The sequence below is a fragment of the Pedobacter cryoconitis genome, assembly GCF_014200595.1.
Lineage (GTDB): Bacteria > Bacteroidota > Bacteroidia > Sphingobacteriales > Sphingobacteriaceae > Pedobacter > Pedobacter cryoconitis_C.
Genome location: NZ_JACHCG010000001.1, coordinates 2,980,369 through 2,993,947 on the forward strand (window position 1 = coordinate 2,980,369; position 13,579 = coordinate 2,993,947).

Below are 13,579 nucleotides of genomic sequence, written 5' to 3' on the forward strand. Positions count from 1 at the left end.
AGCGAAACAACACTAACTTAAGCCAATTGTTTTCTCCCGGAATGATTTTGGTACGGCCATAGTCTGGCGTTTAAAGAAAAGATTGAAATTTGCAGGATATTCAAAACCCAGGCAATAGCCTATTTCCGAAATATTCCATTCCGTATGTTTGAGCAAGGCAATAGCTTCATTTGCAATACGTCCGGAAATATGCTCAGAAGTAGTTTTACCAGTTACTTCCTTCACCGCATGATTCAGGTGGTTCACATGAATAGACAACCGTTCTGCAAAATCATTCGCTGTACGAAGCTGCAATACATGATCAGGAGAATAAATAGGAAATTGTCTTTCCAGCAGTTCAAAAAACAAAGATGCAATACGGGAAGACGCATTATTTGACTTAACCTGTGCTTCACAAGGCTGCATTTTCATCGCTTCATGAATAAGCAGATTCACATAATTACGGATCAGATCATACTTATAAGTATAATCACTCTCCATTTCTGCCAGCATTTTTTCAAAGATCCTGGCCACATGTTCCTGCTGCTCCTTATTAATATAAAACACAGGATTATCCTGTATCCTGGCCAGCAGAGAATTTTTTAGCGGCTCAGTGCGCTGACGCATAAAATTTTCGGTAAACAAGCAGAAATAGCCCGATTGAAATTCAGAAGTTGACTGCCACGAATATGGGATAGTCTGATTGGTGATCATTAAGGCACAACCATCAATCTCTATCTGCTGATTTGGATAATGGAGAATCCCTTTTCCAATGATGTATGCAATTTTATAAAAATCCCTCCTGTTATAAGGAGAAGGATTTAAGGTGCAGTAACCGAACCTTTTAAATACATTAAAATGTCCGGTATGTGCATCAAGTATTGTATTGGGAATAGTGACGTCTGGTCGGTTAACAGCAAACATCTCATAAAACTCCTGAAGGGACATACTTTTTTTCACGCATTAAAATTGCATAAATTTTAAGATGTCCCTATATTTTTTATGTAATATTATGGTTTGATAACGTCTCCGGGATGAATTTCTTCATTTGCCTGACTAACCAGGACATCCCCTTCTTTAATATCACCAAAAATTTCTATCCTGTCATCCGTTTCACGTCCCTTTTTAACCGTTACCTTTTCTGCTTTCCCACCATTAGAACGAATTACATATACACCTTCTGCACTTTCAACCAAAGCAGTTTTAGGAACAGTAAAAGTACTTGCATTTGCTGGCAAAGGAATCGAAACATCTGCTACCATTCCTGGTAAAAGCTGCTTCAGCAAATTAGGAACATCCATTTCTACTCTTTCGGAACGTAAACGCTGATCCAGTGCACCAGATAACCTTTTTACCTTCGCAGTAAACAATAAATCCGGTTGCGATTTCACAGTAAAAGTAACTGCATCCCCTTCTTTAAGATATCCAGTATATAATTCCGGAATAGAGATTGCCAGACGCAAATGTTTCTGTTGTTGTAAAGTGAATAAAGGAAATTCAGATCCTTTTCCTGATGGCCCTACATAAGCCCCAAGATTCACATTTCTCGAAGAAATTACCCCATCAAAAGGAGCACGGATTTCCAGGTAATTCTGGATAGACCCTACTTCTTTATAAGCTGCCTTTGCCGCATTAAACTGAGCAAGGTCTGAGTTTCTTTTCGCAATGGCCTGATCCAGATCATTCTTGGAAATTGTTCCGGGAGTTTTACTGGTTTCAAACAAACGGTCGTAATTCGCCTTACTGGCTGTATAAACAGCTTCCTGAGATTTCAGACGGGATTCAGCAGCTGCAAGCTGCGAAGCCAGTTCTGGTGCTTCCAGTGTCATTAGCAGCTGTCCCTGTTTAACCTCAGAGCCAATATCTGCTTTAAGTGTTCTCACAAAACTGCTCACCTTAGCATATAAATCAACCTGTTGATAAGCAATCAGCTCACCTGGCATTTTCAATGAAGTTGCCATTTTTTCTTTGCTCAGCACAAAAGTCTTGAGCTCAACTTTTTTATCAGCAGCTTTATTTTCTTTTTTCTCTTCGTGGTGACAACTGCTCAGCATGGCTGCCAATGCAATACTGCTTAAAAAAAAGGAAGTCCGGCGGAATATTTGTTTGTTCATTATATGAGATGCTATGTATCTGTTCTTATTAGTATTTGAGGCGTTTAACACCTGATTATTATTTACCTTCATGTAATCCTTTAATAAAATGTGCACTTTCTTCATCTTCCGGATCTAAGGATAAGGACTGTGTAGAAACTTTACCTTGTACCCATGCAAATACCATAGGCAAGATAATTAATACGGCGAAAGTAGAAGCAATTAATCCTCCGATTACCGCTCTTCCCAGTGGAGATACCTGATCCCCACCCTCTCCATGACCAATAGCCATCGGTAACATACCCGCAACCATCGCCACACTGGTCATAATGATTGGACGTAAACGTAACCCAGCTGCTTCTCTGGCAGATTCCAGTGCATTTCCGTTATGTTTTCTCAACTCCTCTGCATTCGTAATTAACAAGACCGCATTGGCAATAGACACCCCGACAGACATGATAATCCCCATATAAGACTGTAAGTTAAGCGTAGAACCCGTCAATTTCAACAATAACAGTGATCCTAATATTACGGCCGGAACTGTTGCCAGAATAACAAGTGGTACCCTGAACGACTGGAAGTTAGCCGATAACATTAGGAAAATCACGACAATAGCCACTAATAAACCAGTCTGCAAACTAGTCAGCGTTTCATCCAGCACTTTTCCCAGACCAATCTGTTCTACCACAACTCCCCTTGGCAGTTCACCCAGGTTTTTGATAGCCAGAGTCACATCTTTATTGGCCGACCCCAAATCTTTATCATTCAGGTTCGCAGTTACAGATAAGTATGGCGTAGCCCCAAGGTTATCATTTTCACCATAAGTAGTATCAGCTTTAATTGTAGCGACATCACTTAATACAGGTCTGCTGCTGTTTTTAAGCAGCGGGATTTCACCAAGATCATCTTTACTGTTCATCTGGTTTAAAGGAACCTGTACCTGAACACCATAAGATAAACCGATCTTTTCATCTACCCAGTTATTTTTATCTGTATAACGGGAAGATGAAGTCGAAGCAACCAATGATTTCGAGATATCATTTAAATCAATTCCCAGCTGAGCAGCACGTACCCTGTCAATATTGATATTTAACGAAGGATATTTAATCGGCTGTGCAATCTGCACATCTCTCATATAATTGATTTTCCTTAACTCAGAGACGATTTTACCCGCATATTCCTCGTTTATCTTTTTGTTTTTACCAGCAATTCTGACTTCCACCGGAGTTGGAGAACCCTGACTTAATACCTTATCAGTTAATTCGATAGGCTCAAATGATAACTTTACATCAGGAATCTGTTTTTTAACCTCATCACGCAACTTATCTTTCAGCTCATCCATATTCACATGATAGTCTTTCAATGCGATCTGGAAAACAGCCTCATGAGGTCCGCCCATAAATAAATAAATTGGATTCACAGAGAAAAGCGCAGGATGCTGTCCAACATAAACAGAAGTAATTCCCACATGTTCAGGCCCTACCATTTTTTTCAGGACTTTCAGGATCATATTTGCTTTTTCCTCTGTTCTTTCTATACGTGTACCATCGGGAGCACGCATCCTCAGCTGAAACTGGCTTGAATTCACTTTAGGCAATACATCACGGCCAATATTAGCTAACATTAGGATCGCAGAACCAATAATAACGATCAGGTAAATAATCACAACCGGCTTACGGATCAGGAATAAACGGTCAATGAAACGCATAAACCTATTTCTGAATTTATCAAATAACGTCACTTTTCCACCTTCATCATAACCCTCACGCTCTACCAGAATTTTTTTCTGGTTCAGCGTTTCCTGCTCAGATTCCAATGTCAAACCCGTTTGATTAAAAGCATCCTCATCCTCGGTAATAGCAGGATTCGTTTTTACATGCTTGTGCGGATGCGCCACCATTAACCAGTTCGCCAGAATAGGGACAAAAGTCTGGGATAAAAGGAAAGAAATGATCATGGAGAACCCAATAGCTAATGCCAAAGGTAAAAATAAGGCTCCAGGTATACCTGTCATCGTAAAAGCAGGTGCAAATACAGCCAGGATACATAATAAGATCAGCAACTTAGGAAAAGCAATCTCCTTACAAGCATCCCATATCGCCAGCGCCTTGGGTTTCCCCATATCAAAATGCTGGTGAATATTCTCTATCGTTACCGTAGACTCATCCACCAGGATACCAATGGCCAGTGCCAGCCCTGAAAGTGACATAATATTAATAGTCTGTCCAAATAATTTCAGGAACAATACACCTGCAATAATTGAAGTTGGAATCGTCAGGATAACGATTAATGCAGCTCTTTTATCTCCTAAAAACAATAATACCATTAAACCCGTCAGAATAGCTCCAATAGCACCCTCACTGATTAAACTTTCTACAGCATTGATAACAGATACAGACTGGTCAAACTCATAAGATAACTTCACATCCTCAGGCAATGTATTTTGAATTTTCGGCAAATTAGCCTTCAGATTCTTCACTACATCCCATGTCGAAGCATCCCCCGACTTGGCAATACTCAGATAAACAGAACGTTTACCATTAATCAATGCATAACCATTCGTTACATCCGCTCCATCTTTTACACTGGCAACATCACGTAAATAAAGATTCTGAACCCCTCCTTTAAACAATGGGATATTCTCAAAATCTTTGATTTCTTTAATCGTATAATTAGTTGGTGTAATATAGTTTTTATCCCCTATACGCACATTTCCCGAAGGAGCCGTCTGGTTATTCGTACTGATTGCACTTACAATCTGCTCTACAGTAAGGTTATGTGACCGCATTAAACCTGGATTCACATTAATCTCTACCGTACGCGGGCTACCCCCAAAAGGTGCAGGAGCCAGTAAACCTGGAATAGCCGTAAAAGAAGCACGGACATAGGTATTCGCTAAATCCTGCAATTCATTATTACTGCGGGTCGGACTGCTTAATACCAGCTGTCCAATAGGTAAGGATGACGCATCAAACCTGATAATAAAGGGGGGCTGGGACCCGGGGGGGAAGATCGCCTGGGCCCGATTAGACAGCGCGCTCAGTTCTGAGGCCGCCTGTGCCATATTCGTTCCCTCATAATAGGTCAGCTTCATCAGCATCAACCCCTGTGTATTTTTAGTTTCAATACTTTTTATACCATTCGCAAAAAGCAAGACATTGACATAGTTTTTAGCAAAATAAGACTCCATTTGAGTAGGTGTATATCCCCCAAACGGGTGGGCGATATAAATAACCGGCAAATTCATCTGAGGTAAAATATCGACCTTGATACTGGTCATGGCACTGATACCGAAGAACAGTAAACCGGCAACAAACACCATTATTGAAATGGGTTTTCGCAATGCAAAACGTATTAAATTCATATCTGGGTAGCAGCTTAAAATTCGTTAATAAATAGATTATAATCACCCATTGCGGCTGATTTCAATAATAAAGCCTGCCAAACATTGGTATAAGCAATATCACGATCAGTCTCTGCCCTGTTCAGCGCATAAAGTGCCTGCGTTAAATCAACAATTGTTGTCAACCCATTTTTATACAAAGTACTTTTCTGCAAATACGCCTCACTCGCTGCCTTAACCTGTACAGGAGCTTCGTTATAATTGTCCATTGCATTTTTAATCTTGGTTTCAGCAAGTGCCAGCTGCGCATGTAATTGCTGATCAACCAGTTCATATTCATTTTGCAGGCCACTGGAAATATAACGCTGTGCTTTAACCTGCGGAGCATTACGCAGAATCGTCGTTAAATTCCACGTTACGCCAACACCGAACAAATAATTACCACGGGTTGGATTAACTCCATCACCATAACTATGTGAATACGCATTCAGGTCATTCGGATAGTTAGTTTCAAATCCTGAACCCCTGCCCTGTAGTATTCCGATTAAAGAAAAAGTCGGGTAAGCCAGCTTCTTGTAATAATTCAATTGTTGATTACTAACCTCTATTCTGTTCTTGTAAAATTTCAAAAGCGGGTGCTCTTTAAAATTCACATTGGTATCTGCTAATAAAATTGACTGCGGAACATGGTTAATCGATGCAGTGTCTACCTTAAAACCAGTAGCAGTAACCCCCATTAAAACGCCCAGTTTATTCGCCTGTTCCTGTTCCAGATCAACTGCCTTGGTCAGTGAAATTTTAGCGTTTGAAACTTCTGCCGCAGCTAAAGAAGAATCTACTCCGGCGATCAGTCCATTTTTTGCACGCAGTGACGCATTATCTTTAAAAACTATCGCTCTTTCCAGGTTTTTCTGCTGAGATTTAGTGAGTCGCTGAGCCGCAAGCAAATTCAGATAAGCAGCAGATACCCGCACCTCATGCTGGAATATTTCCTGGCTCAGATCATTTTCATCCCGCTTAAGGATTTCTTTTGAAACTTTGATCTTTTCACGGATTCTTCCGAAGCTGAAGAAATCCCAGTTTATATTACTGAGATAAAGCGCTCCAAAAGCAGCATTCCAATTTTGCTGGGCAAGTGCCGGGCCAGACGAAGCCGTGCTTAATCCACCTAAAGCAGAAAGCGGTCCGTTCTGACCATTAATAGTTCCATAATCTTGCTGTGCAGCAAGTGTTAAATTTGGGAGATACTCCCTTCTGGCCTGTTCAACTGATTGTTTAGAGGCGCTCACGTAATTGCTTTTTGCCTTTATAGTTCCGTAATTGGTAATTGCTGTATGGACCGCATCCTTCATATTCAGGGTTTGGGCCTCAGTAGTTACAGCAGTACACAGGAAAGAGGAAAAAAGAAGGGTAGAAAATGATATTCGGGGCATTAGATTGATGTTAAATTAAATCTATAATCTACTTAGTGTTTATTGTACGTGACAAAAGTATCTGTTAGAACATCAACCGAAAATATTCAGTTCAAATCAATACTTATTAAATTCAAACAATTGGTTTTAAAATCGCTTAATTAAGGCTATTAAGGGCTTTTAAGTGGAAATAAAGAGCCAGCTACCAGTGCAATTAACTAAAAATCCTTTTATATGACAATAGACTGACTCATAAAGCACAAAAGAGCATAAAATAAAGCCATTTTTCAGTACCATAAGGCCAATTATCCCAATAAAACCGGAATAATCTCAGCCGGTTTCCGATAAATAATTGCTTTAATAAAACTACCGTAATAAAAATCAGTTTTTAAGACGGCATAAGTCTGTTCTTCAAAAAAATGCTCCGTATTAATCAACGTTTTTGCCTCCACGGATGAAATCTTGCTGAAAAACAAATACATAGACTTTAATAAAAGTAATTGCCACCTCTTCCCGGATTGCTTCGTATAATAAAAATCCGCAAAAAGCCATATTCCACCAGGCTTAAGCAAAGCATTGAGCTGATTAAAGATCAACCGGATATTGTCCGCAGAAAAATTATCAAAAAAGAAAGCAGTAATCAGTACATCATAAAACCCTGAAGGTTTAAAATCTTCCATTGCCGCATGGATGAACTCCACCCTATTTCCCTTTACCGCTCTTTTTTTTGAACGTTCGAGCATTTTGGATGAAATTTCGACATAGGTGATCTTTAATCCAGAAGAATGAACTTTAGCAAGTTCTTCCAATATCCAGCCAGTCCCCCCTCCTGCAATTAAAATAGTACTGTTTGCGGGAACCGCACTTAACTGCTGGATCTGTGCTTTGACCTGTGCCCGGAAAAAGACCATTCTGCTCAGCACATCATAATAATCCGCTATACTGTCATAATTGTTCTTCATTCCCGTCTGTTAAAAGCAAACTAAATAAACTGCATTGCAATAATGCCGCAAATGGCCTTCACCATAATCAGCCCATCAATGACGATAAGATAATAAAATATTTTCTTTCTGCTGTTCATGGAATAAGCAACAAGTGCAGTCAGCACAAAAGGAACCAGGTTAAATATAATTCTTGATGCAGGAAAATGTTCAATATTGGCAAAAACCAGTAAGGATATAATTCCAGTAACTAAAAGTGGGATCAGCACAAAGAATATTGTTTTCTTAAGCCCTATTCTGACCACAAAAGTCTTCAGCTGATTATTGGAATCAATCGCATAATCCTTCATATCAAACATAATTGCATTAACCGTACAAAACATCCAGTTCTTTACAAAAAGAAAATACCAGAGCGTCGTTCTGGCAACATCAGTACCGGATTCTATCTTCAATAAGATTAAAGGTAATAAATTCGCAGTAGCAGCCCATACAAACCCTATAATGAAGGGTTTCAGCCAGCCTGTGTTCCTTAAATTGAGATTAAAGAAAAACACAGGTACTAAACCATAATATAAAACAGCCATGGCTACGATTATACCAACAACCATCCAGTAAACCAGCGGCAAATGTAAAATGGCCTCAAAATTACTGACGGTCATATAAAAAATCAGTCCACCGCAAACCATACTCAGTACGAGCTGGCTCAACCGTATAAAACCACGGTGTTCTGCATACCAGGCCGTTCTTGGATTTTGCGTTTTCCGGCTATCAGTTGCCCCCATATACGCATAAGTATAATAGACTATGGGTGCGAGGAACAACAATACATAATAATTCAGGGAGTTAAAAGGGACCTTTAACTGTAAAGTAGACTCTATGGTCAAAGCCACGGCCAGTAAACCTATAAAATAGTTGCCAAAAAATATAAACTTTATAATTTTTAAACCCATTATAAGATTTCCTGAGCTGGTTTGAGAATCTGCATTAATTTGTACGTGCTATTTTAATGGTATTTTTTGAGGATATCTTCTATTCTTGCATCAGGAACAAGGTCTGTGACTGCAATTAATTTAATCCTTTTGAAATCAGGATGTAAAGTATTGATTACATAATTATTGCATTCCGGCATTACCGCTGACGGAACTTTCAAAACAGGTATCCGCAGATCATCAAACCATTTATTACCTATCGGCTGGCAATGACTATAATCATAAGGATCACGCCAGTCGGGGTCCAGCTTACTTTCTTCTACCGTACTGATCAGTAAATCGTCCGGAATTTCAATAAAAACTGTTTTAAAATCCTGATTAAAACCAACTCCCTGCCGCCTCACCATATTTTCCATAAAGGCCAGCGGGATGTTTTCTGCACAGTAAATTACACGCTTACCAGTAGAAGCCCATCGTCCATTTGCACCCGAAGCAGTGAGCGAGCCTGCATAATTTTTATGCCCTATTCTGAATACGATCATCTGTACACTTAAACAGCGTCACCATAAGCCATTTTCAAAAGCTCATCTGCAACCAGATCTACTCCGCCCGGGGTAGTTAACCAGTCCATAGGACGCTCTTTTGAATTCCAGAAAGGTTTATTTAACCAGTAACTGAACTCATCTACAGTACCAAATAACTCCACTCCTTTTTTATAAAGGCCTATTAATTTAAGCAAATGCTCTCCATAAACAGGTTCCAGTAATTTTTTCTGCTCTTTATAATTGCTGATTGTTCTGGATGATATATTAATCAAATCCGCCAGTGATTTATTTGAAATATTAATCGCTTCAGCAAAATCATAGAATAAACCGGGTTTTAACCCCTGTCTGGCATATTGAAAGACCTTCATATCATCACTTACATCAATTGCATTAAACTTGACGCGAAGTGTCTCTGTGCGTTTATCCGAAAGTAATACACTTGTAGCTGACATATCCTTGAGTTTAGAAGACTAATATACGAATTTTTTCAATATCAAGGTCGAAATTATTCGTATATCCATTTAGCTTCTAAAATAACCAGTCTTATTTACTTCGCTGTGACGATAATCGTGCCGCACGGGCCAGATTATCAGTTGCCTGCAAGATTTTCGCCTTCAAACGTGGGTTATAATCCGGATGATTTTTAAGAAATCCACTCACTATAGCACCAGCTGCTGTACTTTGATAATACCCAAATGTAGCCTGTAACCACGACTGCGGAAAGAAGATATCACCAGTAGACTGAATTTCCCCTAATAAATCCAGACTTTTCTCTAAATAAGCAACACTATATTGCTGACGCAAAGGATGATGCAAATAATATAAAGCAGCCAGAACATTGGACTCTTTTGCCCTGTTTGCAGGAAATTTCAAGCTGTCAAAGAAATCATCCCTTATACTTTTCTTCGACGAAACAGCTGGCATAATGAATTCAAACCTCTTTTTACGGTCAGGGTTCGTAATTCTGGACTCCTGTACAGGTAAAATAGACATATCCGCATCATCTCTTACCGCCAGAGATAGCGCCAGACTCGTGTAATCATCCTCAGAAAGCGTAATACCCGCAGGAGCTTTCTGACTTTTCCAGATCTGGTACAGCTTATTTCTCGCCACCTGGCTCATAAAAATATCCTGATAAGCTTTAAAAAGCTGTTTTTTATTATTACTGCTTTGCTGTTGCAGCATTGCATCCCATAATTTATTTTCCAGTGCAGCTGATAAAAGCTGTCTTTCTTTAACACTGCTGAATTGCCAGTAAATAGTACTGATATAATTGCTGAGTAACCTGATATTCAACTCTTCTCCTTCTTTAGCCAGCCCCTGGCTAAACAGCGTTAATAAAGCGGCTGGTTCCACACTTTTCCCGCTTAACATCTGCTCATATAAGGAAATATAGGCAACAGAACGATGCAACGGCTTCTTCAGCTCAAATAAATGCTGCTGAACAGCAGGATCAACCGGCCACTGCCCATACCCATCACCAGCCGAGTTAAAAAGGATAAATAACGGCTTATCCAACCCGGCAGCCTCTTTCAGCTCCAGCTGCTCTGCTACTAAATCAGCATTGATTACTTTAACAGCACCAGGATAAAACAAAGTTACCTCAAAAGTTTGCGGCCATACCCTTTTCTCTCCGGATTCAGCTTGCTGAGTCAGCACCAAACTGCTTATTTTATCACCCTGATAACTTATCTTATACTCAATTACAGGCCTGCCACTTTCATTTACCCATACTTTATTCCATTTCTCTAAATCTACAGCGGTATAGCTATCCAGAATACGGATCAAATCCGGCCATGAAGCATTACTATTTGCAAATTTCTTTAAATATTCTCTGACCCCCTGCTGAAATTTATCTTTCCCCATCAGCTTTTCCAGCTGCTGCATCATAATAGGGGCTTTATGGTAAATAATATTCCCGTAAAGCGTGCCCGCGTCCTTTAAATTATCAAGCGGCTGACGAATAGGATTAGCACCCGCTGTACGGTCAACCGCATAAGCCGCAGGAAAATGATCAATCAGGAATTTAATTGCATAATTATCCTTTCCATCTGCTTCCTCTGCACTTTTATCTGCCATAAAATTGGCAAAAACCTCTTTCATCCAAACATCAGAAAACCAGTCCATGGTTACCAGATCGCCAAACCACATGTGTGCAGTTTCATGCGCAATAAGGTTATTACGGGCATTCAGCTGATCTTTAGTTGCACCAGCATCCAAAAATAAACTGGCTGCTTTATACTGTATTGCACCAGGGTGTTCCATTCCACCAAACTGAAAATCGGGGATAGCTACAAATCCGAACTTCTGAAAAGGATAAGGAATTCCAGTCCAGTCTTCCAGGTATTTTAAAGCACCCGAATGAATCGCATAGATCGCAGGCAAACTAAGTTTAATCTTTGCAGCATCAGTTTCCCGGTATAAAAAATCCGCTTGCTGTTTATGAACAATCCCCTGGTTAAGCTGAAACTTACCCGCTGCAAATGCAAACAAATAAGTACTTAACAAATCAGAAGTTTTATAATGATAAGTTTTACGTTCTTGTTTCTGCACAGAGTCTTTCAGCTCTGCATTGGCTATTGCTTTCCAGGCTTTAGGCAGATGAAGCGTTAAGGTATAATTCGCCTTTAAATCGGGCTGATCAAAACAGGGAAAAACAGTCCGCGCTCTGTCCGGAACAAATAAAGTATAGAGATAATCAGTATTTCGGTTTAACGCGCCTTCACCTGCCCGAAATAGAATCCGGACTTCATTGTCCCCTCTTTTCAAAAACTCAGGAAGCAGGATCAGGTGTTCCTTACTATGCGTTACCGGAGCTGCTTTACCATTAATCGTCAGCAAGCTGATTTTCGAAGGATCTTCTTTAAAATCCAGCTGCAAAGGCGTTCTGGCGCTACTCAGCTTAAAATTCAGGATTTCATGTGCAGCAATCCCTTTATTTTTTTCGGCTGGAATATCGAGTTCCAAAGTATAATGAATAGCCGTCAGCACAGCTTTACGATAAATCGCCAGCGACCTGCTTACCCCATTTTCTACCGCAGGAACCACAGGCCCGGCTTTTCGTGAAGAACAGGAAGCCAATATAATAACCAGCAATAACAATAATTTATAGCGAAGAACCATGCTGGCAATTTACTATTTTAGTTCAGATTCAGTATATAAACAAGTACGGAACATTTTATCAAAACCAAATACTTTAAGCCCTTTTCCAATCACAACAATCTTTGTTTCTTTAATTTCATCAGGTAACCAGTTCTCACCAAGGGTGATAGAAAGTGATTTCCCTACTGTTTGCAAAATGATCCTGCTCTGAAAGAGATGACTGTAAATGATACCCTTGATCCGGTATACATTAGCCGATTGCACAATCAGAAAGACCATCATCCGGTGCTCCAGCTCTTCAATATTCAAACTCTCCTTATACTTTAAAAGTATAGTTTCAATATCACTATGCTCATGTTTTTGATGAGAAGCTGCAAAAGCCATTAAGGATTGTTTTTCATCGCTGCTATTACTCAGACTGAACATTCCTTTTGGCGTTGAAACAGGCTTTGGATTACTGTAAAAATTAGCAAAACGCTCTCTGGCAAACATTTTACGTACCTGAAAATCATCCTTAGCGGCAATCAGTATTTCAGCAAATGGATTGATGGCCTTTAAAACAGCCTGTAATTCTTTAACATAATCCTCACTCACCCGCTCTACCTTATTTAATAAGATACTATCACTAAAAGCGATCTGTTTAATCGCTTCCGGACGTTCTTTTAGCTGATCTTCAATGAGCTCCGCATCGACAATACAAATAACCCTTTTTAAATCATATCCCCTTTTCACCTGATCCATCATCAAAAAAGGATGTGCAATATTCGCAGGATCAGCAATTCCGGTAGCCTCTATAATCAAATGGTCCCATGAATCCTTTTTATCCCACAAATTATTTAAAATCTCAAAAAGATCATCGTTCAGCGTACAGCAAATACACCCGTTATTCAATTCCACCACATCTTCATCCCCCTTAATAATCAGCCCGGCATCGATACTCTCCGAACCAATTTCATTCTCTATGATCGCAAAACGGGTATCTTTCATTTTTGAAATTACCGCATTCAGGACTGTTGTTTTCCCTGCACCTAAAAATCCGGTCAGGATGGTTACTTCTTTTGCTTTCATCTATTCATTGAAATTTGAACTGCCTATGATTTACAAACTTACTATTTACACCTGTTTTTAGCCAAATAAAATAACGTTCAATACTGCCTTGTGTAAATTTTATGTGGTTCAGGATATTTTCCCGGCAATATTTTTTCATTATTGTCTAAAAGATGTACATTGCCAGA

Annotated in this window: 10 protein-coding genes; all 10 read right to left on the reverse strand. The window is 39.6% G+C overall.

The genetic code is table 11. From position 1 onward, the window contains the following. Nucleotides 1-12: 12 nt before the first annotated feature. The 10 genes from HDE70_RS12670 to HDE70_RS12715 all read right to left on the reverse strand — a co-directional run bounded on the left by HDE70_RS12670 (nt 13) and on the right by HDE70_RS12715 (nt 13,412). Complete coding sequence (locus HDE70_RS12670; protein ID WP_183866760.1) at nt 13-927, reverse strand: helix-turn-helix domain-containing protein; 915 nt, start codon at nt 925-927, stop codon at nt 13-15. Between the two features lie 62 nt (nt 928-989). Continuing rightward, complete coding sequence (locus tag HDE70_RS12675) at nt 990-2,093, reverse strand: efflux RND transporter periplasmic adaptor subunit (protein WP_183890520.1); 1,104 nt, start codon at nt 2,091-2,093, stop codon at nt 990-992. A 58-nt stretch (nt 2,094-2,151) separates the two neighbouring features. Further along, complete coding sequence (locus HDE70_RS12680) at nt 2,152-5,436, reverse strand: efflux RND transporter permease subunit (protein WP_183890522.1); 3,285 nt, start codon at nt 5,434-5,436, stop codon at nt 2,152-2,154. Between the two features lie 14 nt (nt 5,437-5,450). Beyond that, a complete protein-coding gene (locus tag HDE70_RS12685; protein ID WP_183866621.1) occupies nt 5,451-6,848 on the reverse strand; it encodes a TolC family protein in 1,398 nt (465 codons plus the stop codon). A gap of 284 nt (nt 6,849-7,132) precedes the next feature. Beyond that, nucleotides 7,133-7,789 carry a class I SAM-dependent methyltransferase gene (locus tag HDE70_RS12690; RefSeq protein WP_183890524.1) on the reverse strand — a complete coding sequence of 219 codons (657 nt, stop codon included), beginning with the start codon at nt 7,787-7,789 and terminating at the stop codon, nt 7,133-7,135. Between the two features lie 20 nt (nt 7,790-7,809). Next, nucleotides 7,810-8,718 (reverse strand): hypothetical protein, encoded by a 909-nt coding sequence (locus HDE70_RS12695; protein WP_183866619.1) that lies wholly within the window; start codon nt 8,716-8,718, stop codon nt 7,810-7,812. 53 nt (nt 8,719-8,771) lie between these two features. After that, nucleotides 8,772-9,239 carry an RES family NAD+ phosphorylase gene (locus HDE70_RS12700; RefSeq protein WP_183866618.1) on the reverse strand — a complete coding sequence of 156 codons (468 nt, stop codon included), beginning with the start codon at nt 9,237-9,239 and terminating at the stop codon, nt 8,772-8,774. 8 nt (nt 9,240-9,247) lie between these two features. Then, on the reverse strand, nt 9,248-9,694 hold the full coding sequence (locus HDE70_RS12705; RefSeq protein ID WP_211321476.1) for an antitoxin Xre-like helix-turn-helix domain-containing protein: 447 nt from the start codon (nt 9,692-9,694) through the stop codon (nt 9,248-9,250). Nucleotides 9,695-9,785: 91 nt separating this feature from the next. After that, nucleotides 9,786-12,365 carry a M1 family metallopeptidase gene (locus tag HDE70_RS12710; protein WP_183890526.1) on the reverse strand — a complete coding sequence of 860 codons (2,580 nt, stop codon included), beginning with the start codon at nt 12,363-12,365 and terminating at the stop codon, nt 9,786-9,788. Between the two features lie 12 nt (nt 12,366-12,377). Continuing rightward, nucleotides 12,378-13,412, reverse strand: coding sequence for a CobW family GTP-binding protein (locus HDE70_RS12715; protein WP_183890527.1), 1,035 nt, complete (start codon nt 13,410-13,412; stop codon nt 12,378-12,380). Nucleotides 13,413-13,579 lie beyond the last annotated feature (167 nt).